At 58.6% G+C, this 14,453-nt stretch carries 16 protein-coding genes; 9 read left to right on the top strand and 7 right to left on the bottom strand.

Going from position 1 to position 14,453, the window contains the following annotated elements:
- Position 1: 1 nt before the first annotated feature.
- Both ACR0FB_RS07955 and ACR0FB_RS07950 read right to left on the bottom strand, forming a co-directional pair.
- Entirely contained in the window at positions 2 to 520 is a 519-nt protein-coding gene (locus ACR0FB_RS07955) for a PaaI family thioesterase (RefSeq protein WP_152457427.1), read from the bottom strand.
- Position 521: 1 nt separating this feature from the next.
- Positions 522 to 941: a PaaI family thioesterase gene (locus ACR0FB_RS07950; protein ID WP_480618955.1), complete on the bottom strand. Its 420-nt coding sequence runs from the start codon at positions 939 to 941 to the stop codon at positions 522 to 524.
- 115 nt (positions 942 to 1,056) lie between these two features.
- On the opposite strand from ACR0FB_RS07950, the gene ACR0FB_RS07945 reads away from it, so the two are divergent.
- From ACR0FB_RS07945 to ACR0FB_RS07910, 8 genes are all read left to right on the top strand, one after another.
- Complete coding sequence (locus tag ACR0FB_RS07945; RefSeq protein WP_117869541.1) at positions 1,057 to 1,425, top strand: MerR family transcriptional regulator; 369 nt, start codon at positions 1,057 to 1,059, stop codon at positions 1,423 to 1,425.
- A gap of 267 nt (positions 1,426 to 1,692) precedes the next feature.
- On the top strand, positions 1,693 to 2,094 hold the full coding sequence (locus tag ACR0FB_RS07940; protein WP_480618953.1) for a MerR family transcriptional regulator: 402 nt from the start codon (positions 1,693 to 1,695) through the stop codon (positions 2,092 to 2,094).
- A 42-nt stretch (positions 2,095 to 2,136) separates the two neighbouring features.
- Positions 2,137 to 3,918, top strand: coding sequence for an acyl-CoA dehydrogenase C-terminal domain-containing protein (locus tag ACR0FB_RS07935; RefSeq protein ID WP_171723607.1), 1,782 nt, complete (start codon positions 2,137 to 2,139; stop codon positions 3,916 to 3,918).
- A 53-nt stretch (positions 3,919 to 3,971) separates the two neighbouring features.
- Positions 3,972 to 4,184, top strand: a complete 213-nt coding sequence (locus ACR0FB_RS07930; protein WP_152457422.1) for a hypothetical protein — start codon at positions 3,972 to 3,974, stop codon at positions 4,182 to 4,184.
- 60 nt (positions 4,185 to 4,244) lie between these two features.
- On the top strand, positions 4,245 to 4,883 hold the full coding sequence (locus tag ACR0FB_RS07925; protein WP_171723608.1) for a glutathione S-transferase family protein: 639 nt from the start codon (positions 4,245 to 4,247) through the stop codon (positions 4,881 to 4,883).
- A gap of 11 nt (positions 4,884 to 4,894) precedes the next feature.
- Complete coding sequence (locus ACR0FB_RS07920) at positions 4,895 to 6,106, top strand: acetyl-CoA C-acetyltransferase (protein ID WP_480618951.1); 1,212 nt, start codon at positions 4,895 to 4,897, stop codon at positions 6,104 to 6,106.
- Positions 6,106 to 6,594 (top strand): cupin domain-containing protein, encoded by a 489-nt coding sequence (locus tag ACR0FB_RS07915; RefSeq protein ID WP_152457419.1) that lies wholly within the window; start codon positions 6,106 to 6,108, stop codon positions 6,592 to 6,594. Before ACR0FB_RS07920 ends, ACR0FB_RS07915 begins: the two co-directional genes overlap by 1 nt.
- Complete coding sequence (locus ACR0FB_RS07910) at positions 6,587 to 8,788, top strand: 3-hydroxyacyl-CoA dehydrogenase NAD-binding domain-containing protein (RefSeq protein WP_480618949.1); 2,202 nt, start codon at positions 6,587 to 6,589, stop codon at positions 8,786 to 8,788. The genes ACR0FB_RS07915 and ACR0FB_RS07910 overlap by 8 nt, the downstream gene beginning before the upstream one ends.
- 56 nt (positions 8,789 to 8,844) lie before the next feature.
- Here ACR0FB_RS07910 and ACR0FB_RS07905 read toward each other — a convergent pair whose 3' ends face one another.
- Both ACR0FB_RS07905 and ACR0FB_RS07900 read right to left on the bottom strand, forming a co-directional pair.
- On the bottom strand, positions 8,845 to 9,618 hold the full coding sequence (locus ACR0FB_RS07905; RefSeq protein ID WP_480489723.1) for a Hint domain-containing protein: 774 nt from the start codon (positions 9,616 to 9,618) through the stop codon (positions 8,845 to 8,847).
- A 282-nt stretch (positions 9,619 to 9,900) separates the two neighbouring features.
- Positions 9,901 to 10,836 carry a DMT family transporter gene (locus ACR0FB_RS07900; RefSeq protein ID WP_171723610.1) on the bottom strand — a complete coding sequence of 312 codons (936 nt, stop codon included), beginning with the start codon at positions 10,834 to 10,836 and terminating at the stop codon, positions 9,901 to 9,903.
- A 147-nt stretch (positions 10,837 to 10,983) separates the two neighbouring features.
- Between ACR0FB_RS07900 and ACR0FB_RS07895 the strand changes: the two genes are divergently transcribed.
- A complete protein-coding gene (locus ACR0FB_RS07895) occupies positions 10,984 to 11,997 on the top strand; it encodes a hypothetical protein (protein WP_480618947.1) in 1,014 nt (337 codons plus the stop codon).
- A gap of 6 nt (positions 11,998 to 12,003) precedes the next feature.
- Here ACR0FB_RS07895 and upp read toward each other — a convergent pair whose 3' ends face one another.
- From upp to ACR0FB_RS07880, 3 genes are all read right to left on the bottom strand, one after another.
- Complete coding sequence (upp, locus tag ACR0FB_RS07890) at positions 12,004 to 12,636, bottom strand: uracil phosphoribosyltransferase (protein WP_171633718.1); 633 nt, start codon at positions 12,634 to 12,636, stop codon at positions 12,004 to 12,006.
- On the bottom strand, positions 12,633 to 13,619 hold the full coding sequence (locus ACR0FB_RS07885) for an adenosine deaminase (protein WP_480618945.1): 987 nt from the start codon (positions 13,617 to 13,619) through the stop codon (positions 12,633 to 12,635). Before ACR0FB_RS07885 ends, upp begins: the two co-directional genes overlap by 4 nt.
- Positions 13,616 to 14,453 (bottom strand): phosphopentomutase (locus ACR0FB_RS07880; RefSeq protein ID WP_480894542.1); only part of this gene is annotated, 838 nt, incomplete at its 5' end. The genes ACR0FB_RS07880 and ACR0FB_RS07885, both read right to left, overlap by 4 nt.

Genomic DNA, 14,453 nt, shown 5'->3' with positions numbered 1-14,453 from the left:
GTCAGCTCTTATCTCTGGGAGGTTGCGGCATCAGGAAATGTCCGGAAGCCTGCGCAAACAGTTTCGCATGGTTATCCTGCCAGGCTTCGACCCGGACCGAGGCATACCGCCGCCCGGATCTGCTGATGAAGGCCCGTGCATATGCGTCCCGTGGAAGGCCCGAGCGCAGATAGTCGACAGTAAAGTCGATGGTCTTGGGAAAGCGGATATTCGGGTCGGTCACAATCGCCTCTCCGTCGATCTCGCCACTTTCGATACGTGGGAACATATGTTCCCAACTGAGGGTAATGACGGCGGTCACTTCGAGGAATGCCGCGGTTACACCGCCGTGAATCGCAGGCAGAAACGGGTTGCCGATCAACTTGTCGTCGAAGTTCAGAACACCGGTCAGTTCGTCCCCGCGCCGGTCGAAGCTGATATTGAGAAAGCGGATATACGGGACGCCGTCAACCAGCGCTCGCAACGCTGCATCGCGTCGCTGCTTGACCACCTGCATTGGTTCGGGACGAGGTCTTGCCATGTTATTTCCCCTCAACCGTAAAGGACCCCGAGGCCGTGGCCACCGGCAGGTCTTTGTCATGGTCCATAGCCGTCGCTCGTACAAACGCCACGTTCCGCGTGATGTGATAGCAGACGGCGTGCGCAGTCACCGTCTGACCCGGTGTCGCCGCGCGCATGTAGTCAATGCGCAGATCAATCGTGGCTGTCCCGCCGGGGGCCGACGGGTGGCTCATCACGGCAGCACCGCAGCACGTGTCCAGAATTGTGGAAATCGCCCCACCGTGAATTACCCCAGTGCGCGGATCACCGATCAGAGCCTCATTGTAGGGCAACGTGATCTCTGCCTCGCCCTCGCCGATCTGCGTGAGCTTGAGGTTCAATGCCCGCGCATGGGGGATCGCCTCGATAAACTGGCGGGCTAAAACTGTCTTGTCGACCATAGGTTTGCGTCCTGTTCTCTGCCCCTCCTTTATGAGCCGCTGTTTCCGCAAAGGGCAAGCCCACCTGTTGCGCTTGGGATCGGGACCGCCTAGGTTGCTGACAAGGAGATCGGGAATGTCCAACAACCGTTTGTCATTCAAAGAGATGTGCGCCGAGTTCGACGTGACCCCGCGCACTCTGCGCTATTACGAATACATCGAGCTTTTGCAACCGGACCGTGAAGGTCGGTCTCGGTTTTACGGCCCGCGCGAATGCGCGCGGATGAAGCTGATCATGCGCGGCCGCAAGTTCGGATTCCCCCTGGAAGAGATCCGCCAATGGCTATTGATCTACGAAGATCAGGGTAATGAGGCGCAAATGGCCACCTTCGTCGAGATGGCGGATCGCCAGATGAGCGAGCTTCAGCAGCAGCGCCAGCAACTGGACGAAGCCATGGACGAGCTCAAGCGTCTGCGCGACCAGACGGCCAAGTCCTTGGGATAGCCGCCCCCAATCCGAAAATTCGAATTGATCACCCTGAATCTGCGCAAGCAGATGCGCGGTGTTTCCGCAATTGCGACAGCTTTGGCGGGAAATTCCGCATGACGCTACGGAAAGAAAATTGCGTCAGACCGTGCTTACGTGACCGGATGTTACGTCAACTTTGAAATGACGCAGCGTCTGGATTACGTAAACGTCACTCTCGTGTTGTAAAGCGCGTACCAACTGCGCAACTCATATCTCATGACGCCAGTGACGAGAGTATGACGAATGACCGAAGATGTGATGACCATCCGTGAGATGTGCGAGACCTATAATGTCACGCCACGCACCTTGCGGTTCTATGAGGCCAAGGAACTTCTGTTCCCGATCCGTGAAGGCCAGAAACGTCTGTTCACCAAGCGTGATCGGGCGCGGCTCAAACTGATCCTGCGCGGCAAACGATTTGGGTTCAGCCTGGAAGAAATTCGGCAATTGCTGGATTTGTACCATGTCGGCGACCAGCAGGTCACACAGATGACCCGCACCTATGAAATCGCGTGCGAGCGTCTGGAGGACATGGAAGCGCGCCGCGAAGAGCTGACGCAGGCCATCGACGATCTGAAAGAGCAGTTGCGCTGGGGCGAGAAAGTCATCGCCTCGATGAAACAGGAAAAGAAGGCAGCCGAGTAACCTCGACCTGTCATCCGGACATATGAATTAAGGGAGCTTCACATGCCCGTTTACAACGCGCCAACCAAAGACATGCAGTTCATCCTGCACGACGTACTGAATGTCTCGCAGTCGGACATACCCGGCTATAACGAACTGGAAGCCGAGTTTACCGGCGCGGTTCTGGAAGAAGCTGGCAAAGTTGCCACCAATGTTCTGCATCCGCTGAACGTGGTTGGCGACACCGAAGGGTGCCGGTTGGAAAACGGTATTGTGTACACCCCGACCGGGTTCAAGGAAGCCTTCGAGCAGATGAAGGAAGGCGGCTGGACTGGCCTCGACATGCCGGAAGAGTATGGCGGCCAAAACATGCCCTATGTGCTGGGCACTGCTGTGGGTGAGATGTTCTCGGGCTCTAACCAGGCCTTCACCATGTACCAGGGCCTGACGCACGGCGCGGCCTCGGCGATTCTGGCGCACGGAACGGACGAGCAGAAGAACAAGTACCTGCCCAAAATGGTCAGCTGTGAATGGACCGGTACCATGAACCTGACCGAACCGCATTGCGGCACCGATCTGGGCCTGATGCGCACCAAAGCGGAACCGCAGGGCGACGGCAGCTACAAAATCTCGGGCCAGAAGATCTTTATCTCGGCTGGCGATCACGACATGGCCGACAACATCATCCATCTGGTGTTGGCGAAGATTCCGGGCGGCCCCGAGGGTATCAAAGGCGTATCGCTGTTCATCGTCCCCAAGTTCATCGTCAACGAAGACGGCTCTTTGGGCGAACGCAACGGCGTCTCGGTCGGCAAGATCGAAGAGAAAATGGGCATCCACGGCAACTCGACCTGCGTAATGAACTATGACGAAGCCACCGGCTGGCTGCTGGGCGAAGAGCATAAGGGCATGCGCGCCATGTTCACCATGATGAACGAAGCGCGTCTGGGTGTGGGTATGCAGGGCCTGTCGCAGGCCGAAGCGGCGTATCAGAACGCTCTGGAATACGCCAAAGACCGCCTGCAGGGCCGCGATGTGACCGGTGTCAAAAATCCGGATGGTCCGGCCGATCCTCTGATCGTGCATCCTGATATCCGTCGCAACCTGATGGATCAGAAAAGCTTTACCGAAGGCGCGCGCGCGTTCATCCTTTGGGGCGCGACCATGATCGACAAGGCGCACCGCGCAGGAGACAAGGATGCGGACGGGCTCATCTCGCTACTGACCCCGGTCATCAAAGGCTTCCTAACCGACGAAGGCTACGACATGACCGTTCAGGCGCAGCAGGTCTATGGGGGCCATGGTTACATCGAAGAATGGGGCATGTCGCAATACACCCGCGATGCCCGGATCGCCATGATCTATGAAGGCGCCAACGGTGTACAGGCGTTGGACCTTGTTGGCCGCAAACTGGCGCAGGATGGCGGTAAGCACGTCATGGCCTTCTTCGACATGGTCAAAACCTTCTGCAAGGAAAACTCAGGCCAGAACGAGGCTTATGACAAAGCCTTCATCGAACCGCTGAAGGCTGCGTCCAAGGATCTGCAGGCGGCTGGTATGTATTTCATGCAGGAAGGCATGAAAAATCCGAACAACGCGCTGTCCGGTTCCTATGACTTCATGCACATGTTCGGTCATGTCTGCCTGGGCCTGATGTGGGCCCGTATGGCCAAGGCCGCACAAGAAGCGCTGGACAGTGGCACGTCGGACAAAGAGTTCTACGAGACCAAGATCGACACCGGCCGCTTCTACATGGCCCGCCGTCTGCCCGCCACGGCGTTGCATCTGTCGCGCATTCAAACTGGCGCAGATACGGTCATGGCGCTGGAGGCTGCAAACTTCTGATCTTTCTCCGGTTCCGGGGCCCCGCCCCGGAGCCGGTTTTCGGAGGAGATACAATGCCAAAACGATTTCGCCTGACCCGCCGATTCCCGGTCGCCATGACCGAGGACGGCTATCGAAAGCTCAGGGCTTTTGCCCGTGAGGCAGGATTAGATGAAGGCGAAGCGCTGTCTTTTCTGTTCGAAAATTTCAACAGCGTCATTGATGAAGACAACCTTACCCATCGATTGCGTCTTTTCAATTCCGAGTTGGAGGCGCGCAAGCGCTAGGCACCAGAACCGCCAAGCTAGGATGAAAGATGCACTAAACGCCACGGGAGGGGCGATTGCATGACCATAAAACTGCACTGCTTCGGAGAAAGCGGCAATTCCTACAAGGCCGCTCTGGCGCTGGAAATGTCTGGCCTCGATTGGGAACCGGTCTTTGTCGATTTCTTCAACGGCGTCACCCGAAGCCCCGAGTTCCGTTCGGAAATCAACGTGATGGGCGAAGCGCCCTTCATGGTCGATGACGATTTCCAAACCTCCCAATCCGGTGCCATTCAGGCCTATGTGACTGAAAAATCAGGCAAGTTTGGAGGCAAAAACCGGGAAGAGAACTATGACATCCTGCGCTGGGTGCTGTGGGACAATCACAAGCTTAGCTCGATGGCGGGCCTGACCCGGTTCCTGATCAACTTTCTGCCCGAACAGCATCGCAACCCGGATGTGATCGCCTTCAACCAGGGCCGCCTGAAGGCCGCTTATCAGGTGCTGAACGCGCATCTGGAAGGCCGTGACTGGATCGTCGGCGACGGCGTGACCAACGCCGATCTCAGCTGCTGCGGCTATCTGTATTACCCCGAACCATTCGGCTTTGACCGTGCCGACTGGCCCAACATCGACGCCTGGCTGACTCGCCTGTCCGAACAGCCCGGCTGGAAACACCCCTATGACCTGATGCCCGGCAACCCGTCGGATCGAGCTTGAGGAGAAGACCCATGACCGAAGCTTATATTTATGACGCCCTGCGCACCCCGCGCGGCAAGGGCCGCAAGGATGGCAGCCTGCACGAGGTAACCTCGGTACGCCTGTCCGCCCTGACCCTGAACGCGATGAAGGAACGCAACAACCTGGAAGGCCACGCCGTCGAGGACGTGATCTGGGGCAACGTCACGCAGGTGATGGAGCAAGGCGGCTGTCTGGCACGTTCGGCGGTTCTGGCCTCGGATCTGGACCAGTCGATCCCCGGCCTGGCGATCAACCGCTTCTGCGCGAGCGGGATGGAAGCCGTGAACCTGGCCGCAAACCAGGTCAAGGGCGGCGCGGGCGACGCTTATATCGCCGGTGGCGTCGAGATGATGGGCCGTGTTCCCATGGGCAGCGACGGGGCGGCGATTGCCGTTGACCCCTCTCTGGCGATGGAGACCTACTTTGTGCCGCAGGGCATCTCGGCCGACATCATTGCCACAGAATACGGGTTCAGCCGCGATGACGCAGACGCTCTGGCGGTTGAATCGCAAAAGCGCGCGGCCGAAGCTTGGGCCGACAACCGGTTCGAAAAGTCGATCATCACAGTGAAAGACCAGAACGGCCTGCCCATTCTGGACCGCGACGAGTACATGCGCCCAGGCACCGACATGCAAAGCCTTGGCGCGCTGAACCCGTCCTTCCAGATGATGGGCGAGCAGATGCCTGGCTTCGACAAGGTGGCGATGCTGAAATACCCACATCTTGAGCGGATCAATCACATCCACCATGCGGGCAACAGCTCGGGCATCGTGGATGGGGCTGCGGCCGTGCTGATCGGCAACAAGGAATTCGGCGAGAAATACGGCCTGAAACCGCGCGCCCGCATCAAGGCCACCGCCAAAATCGGTACCGACCCGACCATCATGCTGACCGGCCCAGTTCCAGTGACCGAGAAAATTCTGGCCGACAACGGCATGAAGATCAGCGATCTGGACCTGTTCGAAGTGAACGAAGCCTTCGCCTCGGTCGTACTGCGGTTCCAACAGGCGTTTGATGTCGACCCGGCGATGGTGAACGTCAACGGCGGGTCAATCGCGATGGGTCACCCGCTGGGCGCAACCGGTGCGATCATCATCGGCACCTTGCTGGATGAACTGGAGCGTCAGGACAAGGAAACCGGTCTGGCCACGCTTTGCATTGCGTCCGGCATGGGTGCGGCAACGATTATCGAGCGGGTCTGATGCCCAAGCTGGATCTCTCTCAGATCCCGTTCAAGGGGGGCTCGTCCTATCCGGGCAAGCTGGCCGAGGCGACCGCTGGTCGTTTCGTGCAGCGCGTCGGGGATGCGGGCGGGTTGACCCAATACGGGGTCAACATCGTGCGGCTGGAGCCTCAGGGCCTCTCGTCGCTGCGCCACTACCATATGGAGCAGGACGAGTTTGCCATCATGCTCAGCGGCAAATGCGTGCTGATCGATGACGATGGTGAGCATGAGATGCTGCCCGGTGACTGCGCCGCTTGGCCCGCTGGTGAGGCCAATGGCCACCACCTTGTGAACAAGACCGATGCGCCCGCGACCTTTCTGGTGGTGGGCACACGGACCCCGACCGAGACTGGCTATTACAGCGACATAGACATGATGGTGAAGGATGATGAAAACGGATTCTCTTTCACCCGGAAAGACGGCAGCCCGCTGACGGCTGACCAGATTGGAGATGACAATGACTGATTTCACTCTGACCAAAGACGCGGACGGCGTCGCCTTTGTGACCTGGGACGCCCAGGGAAAATCCATGAACGTGCTGACCCGCGAGGCTTTTCAAGAAGTCAGCCAACTGATTGATCAGGCCCTGAGCGACGACGAGATCAAAGGTGTTGTCATTACCTCGGGCAAGGAAGGCTCGTTTGCCGGCGGAATGGACCTGAACACATTGGCCACTATCCGTCAGGAAGCGGGGGACGAACCTGCGCAGGCGTTGTTTGATTTCGTCATGGGCGGGCATCACATCCTGCGCAAACTGGAATTGGCGGGCATGGACCCCAAGACCAAGAAAGGTGGCAAGCCCATCGCCTGCGCGATCAACGGAACCTGCGCCGGGATCGGGACCGAGATCGCACTGGCCTGCCATCACCGCGTCATGACAAGCAACCCAAAATCCAAGATCGGGCTGCCCGAAATCCTGCTGGGCATCTTCCCCGGCGGCGGCGGCACCATCCGTTACAGCCGCATGGTGGGCGCCATGGCGGCGGCCCCGGTACTGCTTGAAGGCAAGATGATGGACCCGGCCAAGGCCAAGGGCGCGCAGTTGATCGACGCAGTTGCCGACGATCCGGTCGCTGCGGCCAAGGAATGGGTTCTGAATGCCAAGGACGCCGACCTGGTGAAACCCTGGGACGCGAAGGGCTACAAGATGCCCGGTGGTGCGCCCTACCACCCTGCCGGTTTCATGACCTTCGTGGGCGCGAGCGCCATGGTTCATGGGAAAACGCAAGGCGCCTTCCCCGCGGCCAAAGCCCTTCTGAGCGCAATCTATGAAGGCGCGCTGGTCGACTTTGACACCGCTTTGAAAATTGAAGCCCGCTGGTTCACCAACGTTCTGATGAACCCGTCCTCGTCGGCGATGATCCGGTCACTGTTCCTCAACAAGGAAGCGCTTGAAAAAGGCGCGGTCCGTCCGAAAGGTGTGCCCGATCAGCGTGTTAAGAAGATCGGCGTTCTGGGCGCTGGGATGATGGGGGCCGGTATCGCGCTGGTTTCGGCCCAAGCTGGCATGGAAGTCGTTCTGGTCGACCGCGATCAAGAGGCGGCCGACAAAGGCAAAGCTTACACCGAAACCTATCTGGACAAGGGTATCAAGCGCGGCAAGGTCACGGCCGCAAAGAAAGAGGCCATGCTGGCCCGCATCACGTCGACACCGGATCTGGACCATCTGAATGGGTGTGACCTGATCATCGAAGCCGTGTTTGAAGACATGGGCGTAAAGGCCGAGATGACCAAAAAGGTCGAGGCAATCATCCCCGAGGACTGCATCTTTGCCTCGAACACCTCGACCCTGCCGATCACCGATCTGGCCAAGGCAAGCGTGCGTCCCGACCAATTCATCGGCATCCACTTCTTCTCACCGGTCGAGAAGATGTTGCTGGTCGAGATCATAAAGGGCAAGGAAACCGGTGATCGCGCCGTTGCCAAGGCGCTAGACTACGTGCGCCAGATCCGCAAGACGCCGATCGTGGTCAACGATGCGCGCTTCTTCTACGCCAATCGCTGCATCATTCCGTACATCAACGAAGGCGCACGGATGATCACCGAAGGCGTGAGCCCCGTGCTGATCGACAACGCTGCGCGTCAGTTGGGCTTTCCGGTTGGTCCGATCCAACTGACCGATGAAACCTCGATTGATCTGGGGGCCAAGATCGCTCGGGCGACCAAGGCAGCCATGGGCAATGCCTATCCGGAAAGCCCCTCGGACGATCTGATCTTCTGGATGGAAGAACAGGGCCGCCTGGGCCGCAAGGCGAATGCCGGTTTCTTCGACTATGACGAGAAGGGCAAGCGCGTCGAATACTGGAAGGGCCTGCAAGACAAGTATCCGCTTGCCGATGACCAGCCTGACCTGATCGAAGTGCAGGAACGTCTGATGTTTGCTCAGGTTCTGGAAGCTGTCCGCGCGCTGGAAGAGGGTGTTCTGGAAGACATCCGTGAAGGCGACGTGGGCGCCATTCTGGGCTGGGGCTTTGCGCCGTGGTCCGGTGGTCCGCTCAGCTGGCTCGACATAATCGGTACGCCCTACGCAGCCGAAAGATGTGATCAGCTGGCCGAGAAATATGGCGAACGCTTTGCCTGCCCTCCGCTGCTGCGTGAGATGGCAGAAAAGGGTCAAACCTTCTACGGGCGTTTCAACCCCGAAGCAAAGGCTGCCTGAATCAGTGACGCAGGCGCGTGAGATCACGCGCCTGCATCGTTTTTGTCAGTGTTTGGTTAGATCTGCCATTCGGGCCGCAGAAACAGCACCGGCGCGTTTGGACGCCCCGGTCGACCCGGCCGCCTGACCCCAGAGGGCGGACGGATCGGAAATATCGGTTCCTGCGGAATGGGTGCAGGCAGGGCACCCAATGGGTTGGCAAGGGCTGACATATCTCCCCTGCTTGCAATCAGGTTGACCAGCTTTGGGCCGGTCTCTTCATCGGCGACATCGTAACCAGCCCCGCTGACCCTGCCGCGCATGTTAAACAGGCCGGAAGGGCAGTAAGCTTGCAGGCCGCCCTCGATAAAGATCACCTGATCTTCGTCGAAAAACAAGGAACGGACCTCGAACGACGATCCCGGTGCCTGCGACATAAGCCGACCCACGCCATTCAGCAGTCTTGCGGATACGACGGAACATCCGCTGACATTGGCATCAAACTGCGACAGGTTCAGAGCGATGCCCTGCTCGGGCATCAGCCAAACGGGGCGCCCGTTATACGCGGCGCGTGCCGGAACGAAAACCGGCAAATACTCGGAACGGCGCTCTTCGGCAGGAATGACCACGACGCTGGTCGAGATGCGGCGCACCTCTTTGAACCCGTGATCCAGAGTTCGGACGAGATCGCCGACTGCAATGCGCTCAACAGGTTTCCACCCGCTGGTTGTCGCAACCTTCGTGCCGCTCAAAAAACCACCACGGCGCGCGTTCACGGCATGGTTCAAACTGGTTGGATCAGTGTCGGACGACTGATCAAGATAAACAGAAATACTCGTAACTTCAGACACGTGCCTAACCCCCTTTGGCACAAACTCACTATGCCAAACAGCTAACATCAAAAATCGGGGCTGTCTTATTTCAGACATATTTTTGCCCATTTTGGGCCGTCACAGCGCATTTCCGGGGCGATTTGGTAAACACTTGCAAGAAATAAACAGGCTTTTGTGCAATTTCCGAAACGGTCAGCATGAATGGATCATACGAATCCATTTGCACCTGTTCCGTTGAAATGAACCTGCTTGTTGAGGTTGCAGCGTGCAAAAAACGTTGGCAGAGCGCTATTGTACGTGTCAGGCAAAATCTTGCTGGGTGGATGACCGCCTGGCCCGCCAGCCCAGCAAAACCCCTGCCGTCGCGATCAGGACAATCCCGGACACTTGCATCAAATCGAGGGTCTGACCCAGTGCGACGAATGCAAAGAGCGGCCCGAAAATCATCACCGAGTACTCGAACACGGCCACGTAAGAGGTCTCGCCTATCTGATAGGCTTTGATGAGCATGAAGACCGCAATCGTCGACCCGACCGCCTGAATAACAATCCATTGCAGCGCGGGCCCCACTTCCCAGACCCAACCCCGTGTAACAAAGCCGTCCGGCCCGTCCAGCGTGGCAACGGGTGCAAGCGTGAACAAGGCAGCGCCCACGGCCCCCGACAGCCCAAGGGTAATGACCATCGCAGCCAGCATCGCAACCGTGCTTTCACGCGCGCAATATGTCCGCGTCATGATCGAACTCAAGGCATAGAAAAAACCTGCCGCAACTGGAAAAACCGAACGCATGTCAAATTCGACAGGGTTTGGCTGCAAAACCAGAAGAGTGCCCGAAAAACCGACCAACACAGCCAGAATGCGCCACGGCCCGATCTTTTGCCCAAGCGCAATGGACGAAATCAACAGCACGAAAATCGGCGAGGTGAACAACCCTGCCAGAGCTTGCGCAATCGGCATCATCGACAGCGATGCAAAATAGAAAAACATGGCCGTCGTAATCAGAAGACTGCGTAAGATGACCGCCCTCCACCGTTGCGGCCTCAGCCCGCCCAGCCCCAATAGGGACAGCCCGACAATCAGCGGCAGCATCAGCAATGCCCGCATAAAATGGAACTGCCACAGCCCGACCGTCTCGGCCAGCAGGATCACAACATTGTCGATCACGCCGATAATTGCCATTGCTGCTACCATAAGGGCTGAAGCCAGCACCGGAGAGGTGGTCGTATCTGCCTGCATGTTCGCGCCCTTGTTGCGATCAAAGATCGGCGATCTTTTTCCTGACGGGTATCCAGCACAAATCGGAATACCTGCGCAACAGGTTTGCGCACGGCGTTTTCACCATGCTAAGCTGCGGCAAAACAATTTCGAGCAGACCCCAACCAGATGACGGCCCTGAAACAGTACCAGCGGATCGAAGCCACCGGTCTGTGGCGCCCTTCGCCCGATGAACAGCGGCGCGAAGTTGTGGTATCGATTGGCAAGGCGACCCTGACCATCTCCGATTTCAATGACAGGGCTTTGACGCATTGGTCTTTGGCGGCGCTTGAAAGACAGAACCCCGGTGTCTTTCCGGCTGTTTTTTGCCCCGACGGTGATCCGGATGAGACACTGGAACTGGGAGAATCCGAATCCACGATGCTTGAAGCGATCGATCGGCTGCAACATGCCATCGAACGTTCGCGCCCCCATCCCGGCCGTTTGCGCTGGATGAGCGTCGGAGGCGTTGTGGCCGCGGTTCTGGCCGTATTGTTGTTTTGGCTGCCCGGTGCGTTGCAAAACCATGTTGTCTCGGTCGTGCCCGAAATCAAACGACAGGAAATCGGAGACACGATACTGCGTCGGATCGAGCGCGTCTCGGGACAGGCCTGCTCGTCTGTGGATGCGCAGGCGTCACTGGATCGGTTGGCCAGTCGTACGGGCGTACGGCAGATCATTATTCTGCCCGCCGGCGTTCAGGACAGTCTCAGCTTGCCGGGTGGCACCGTTCTGTTGAACCGGGCGCTGGTTGAAGACCACGAAGACCCTGCTGTCGCAGCAGGTTATGTTATTGCAGAACGCGCGCGGGCGGCGCTCAACGACCCGCTGGATGATCTGCTGGACAGAACCGGAGCGGCCTCGGCCTTTCGGCTGTTGACGACCGGGGAACTGACACCTGAGATCATCGACACCTATACCGAACAGGTCCTTTCGCAGCCCCGACCTTCCCTTCCGGACGATGACTTGCTGGCGATGTTCTCGCAAAGCGCCCTGCCCTCTACCCCTTACGCCTATGCTCAGGACATTACCGGTGAATCAGTACTGGGTCTGATCGAGGCCGATCCCATGGCCGGCCGGACACTGGAACAGGTGTTACCGGACCGTGATTGGGTCCGGCTACAAAACATATGCGGTGAATAAGCCGGGTTACTTGGTTCCGAACATCCGGTCGCCCGCGTCACCCAGACCCGGCATGATATAGCCTTTCGAGTTCAGCTCGCGGTCCAATGCGGCAGTGACGATGTGCACATCCGGGTGCGCCTCTTTCATACGCGCCACACCTTCCGGCGCGGCCAACAGGCACAGAAACCGGATATCCGTCGCCCCCGCCTCTTTCAGCAGGTCAATCGCCGCGGCCGAGCTGTTGCCGGTGGCCAGCATCGGATCCACCGCGATAACCAAACGGTCTTTCAGGCTCTCGGGTGCCTTGAAGTAATACTGCACGGGCTTCAGCGTTTCTTCGTCGCGATACAGACCGACAAAGCCGACACGCGCAGAGGGAACAAGCTCCAGCACCCCATCCAGCATCCCGTTTCCGGCACGCAGGATCGACACCAGCGCCATTTTCTTGCCCGCCAGTATGGGAGCATCCATCTCTTCCATCGGCGTTTCGATATTACGCGTGGTCAGGGGAATGTCGCGCGTGACCTCATAGGCCAGCAGCAGCGTTATTTCGCGCAGCAACTGCCGGAACACGGCGGTCGAGGTGCCCTTGTCCCGCATGAGCGTCAGTTTGTGTTGCACCAGAGGGTGATCGACGATGGTCAGATGTTCGCTCATGTTTTCTCCAGTCTTTTCTTGACCCGCGCACGGGTGGCGTCATCGCAAAAGGCCGCTTCCAGGGCGGTTTCGTTCAGGGACGCAAAATCTTCGGCCTCCCAGCCGAAAGCTGCGTTCAGCATTTCATATTCCCGCCGCATGGTCGTGTGAAAAAACGGCGGGTCATCCGTTGAGACGGTGACCTTCACGCCCGCATCACGCAGGGCCGCGATTGGATGTGTCGCAAAATCCGGGAAAAGCCCCAGAACCACATTCGATCCCGGACAGACCTCAAGAGTGATGTCCCGGTCGACCAATTCGCGAACAAGGTCCGGATCCTCGATGGCGCGAACACCGTGCCCGATGCGCTCGACCCCCAGATCGCGGACGGCATCGCGCACGCTTTGAGGGCCTCCAAACTCACCGGCATGTGTCGTCAGCCGCAGGCCGGCCTCGCGCGCGCAGTCAAACGCCCATTTGAAATCGCCCTGAGTGCCAACGGATTCATTGCCACCCATGCCAAAACCGGTGATCCAGTCGCCCGCAGTCTCTGCCGCGCAATAGGCGCTGCGCTTGGCTTGATCGGGGCCGAAATGGCGCACACAGGTAATGACGCCGCGCAGGGTGATGTCAAACTTGCGCTCGGCCTCGTCCGCCGCGTCCTGAATGGCGTTCAGATAGTCCCGCCAGGCGTGCAGGTCGCCGCCGCCACAAAAATCGGGGCTCAGAAAAGTCTCAGAATAGACGACACCGTTTTTGGCGCTTTCTTCAAGAATGGCCAATGTCAGCCGCCGGAAGTCTTCGGGCGTCTTCAGGACTTCGCAAGCAGCTTCATACACATTCAGGAAATGCGCGAAATCGCGGAAATCATAGGATCCGTCCGGCTTGAAGATACCGCTCAGATCCACTCGTTTTTCATGCGCAAGCTGACGTATGAATGCCGGTGGCGCGGCGCCTTCGTGATGCAGGTGCAGTTCTATTTTCGGCAGATCGGCGACGCTCATAGAAAGTTCCTTCCCGGCCCTTGCGCCGGAATGTTCAGGTGGTGGGCGATGCTGGCGGCAATATCGGCAAAGTCTACCTGGCCGATCTGCCCCGTGCCCGACCCGGAAATCAGAACCGGCACTTGTTCACGTGTGTGATCTGTCCCGGTCCAGCTGGGATCATTGCCATGATCGGCGGTCAACAACAACAGGTCGTCGGGGCGCAGCCTGGCCAGAATCTTGCCGATCTCGTGATCGAACCATTCCAATGCTCGGGCATAACCGCTGATATCGCGGCGGTGGCCGTAAAGACTATCGAATTCAACAAAGTTGGCAAAAGTCAGGCTGCCCTGTTCGGCGTCATCCACCAGCTCTGAAAGGTGCCGCATGAGTTCAGCGTCCGACCCTTTGCGCAGCGTGTCGATACCCTGCATGGAAAAGATGTCGCCGATCTTGCCCACCGCGTGCACCTTCCGCCCGGCATCCTGCACCCAATTGGTCAGAACCGGTGCGGGCGGCAGAATGGCGAAATCCTTGCGGTTGGCAGTCCGTTCGAATCCCGCCTCTGGCGAGCCGACAAAGGGGCGCGCAATGACACGGCCCACTTTCATCTTGTGCAAGCGCGGTGCAAGTGCGCGGCACATACCCAGCAAACGGTCCAGTCCGAAACTCTCTTCATGGGCTGCGATCTGAAACACACTGTCGGCTGAGGTGTAGCAGATCGGCCAGCCGGTTCGCATATGCTCGGCACCCAGTTCGGCGATGATCGCCGTGCCCGAGGCATGGCAATCGCCAAGGATGCCTTCGGTCCCGGCGGGCCGTCCGGGTGCGGCGCTTCGGCCGCTGCGGCAAAAC

The sequence above is a fragment of the Ruegeria sp. P10 genome, assembly GCF_056534925.1.
The sequence above is the reverse complement of the archived record's forward strand: the minus strand, read 5'-3'. Positions and strand labels throughout refer to the sequence as shown.

Bases quoted from the DNA above. Each gene is read 5' to 3' on its own strand.
- ACR0FB_RS07925 (WP_171723608.1), top strand. From the start codon at position 4,245: ATGACCATAAAACTGCACTGCTTCGGAGAAAGCGGCAATTCCTACAAG.
- ACR0FB_RS07935 (WP_171723607.1), top strand. From the start codon at position 2,137: ATGCCCGTTTACAACGCGCCAACCAAAGACATGCAGTTCATCCTGCAC.
- ACR0FB_RS07920 (WP_480618951.1), top strand. From the start codon at position 4,895: ATGACCGAAGCTTATATTTATGACGCCCTGCGCACCCCGCGCGGCAAG.
- ACR0FB_RS07915 (WP_152457419.1), top strand. From the start codon at position 6,106: ATGCCCAAGCTGGATCTCTCTCAGATCCCGTTCAAGGGGGGCTCGTCC.
- ACR0FB_RS07945 (WP_117869541.1), top strand. From the start codon at position 1,057: ATGTCCAACAACCGTTTGTCATTCAAAGAGATGTGCGCCGAGTTCGAC.
- ACR0FB_RS07940 (WP_480618953.1), top strand. From the start codon at position 1,693: ATGACCGAAGATGTGATGACCATCCGTGAGATGTGCGAGACCTATAAT.
- ACR0FB_RS07885 (WP_480618945.1), bottom strand. From the start codon at position 13,619: ATGAGCGTCGCCGATCTGCCGAAAATAGAACTGCACCTGCATCACGAA.
- ACR0FB_RS07950 (WP_480618955.1), bottom strand. From the start codon at position 941: ATGGTCGACAAGACAGTTTTAGCCCGCCAGTTTATCGAGGCGATCCCC.
- upp (WP_171633718.1), bottom strand. From the start codon at position 12,636: ATGAGCGAACATCTGACCATCGTCGATCACCCTCTGGTGCAACACAAA.
- ACR0FB_RS07895 (WP_480618947.1), top strand. From the start codon at position 10,984: ATGACGGCCCTGAAACAGTACCAGCGGATCGAAGCCACCGGTCTGTGG.
- ACR0FB_RS07910 (WP_480618949.1), top strand. From the start codon at position 6,587: ATGACTGATTTCACTCTGACCAAAGACGCGGACGGCGTCGCCTTTGTG.
- ACR0FB_RS07930 (WP_152457422.1), top strand. From the start codon at position 3,972: ATGCCAAAACGATTTCGCCTGACCCGCCGATTCCCGGTCGCCATGACC.
- ACR0FB_RS07900 (WP_171723610.1), bottom strand. From the start codon at position 10,836: ATGCAGGCAGATACGACCACCTCTCCGGTGCTGGCTTCAGCCCTTATG.
- ACR0FB_RS07955 (WP_152457427.1), bottom strand. From the start codon at position 520: ATGGCAAGACCTCGTCCCGAACCAATGCAGGTGGTCAAGCAGCGACGC.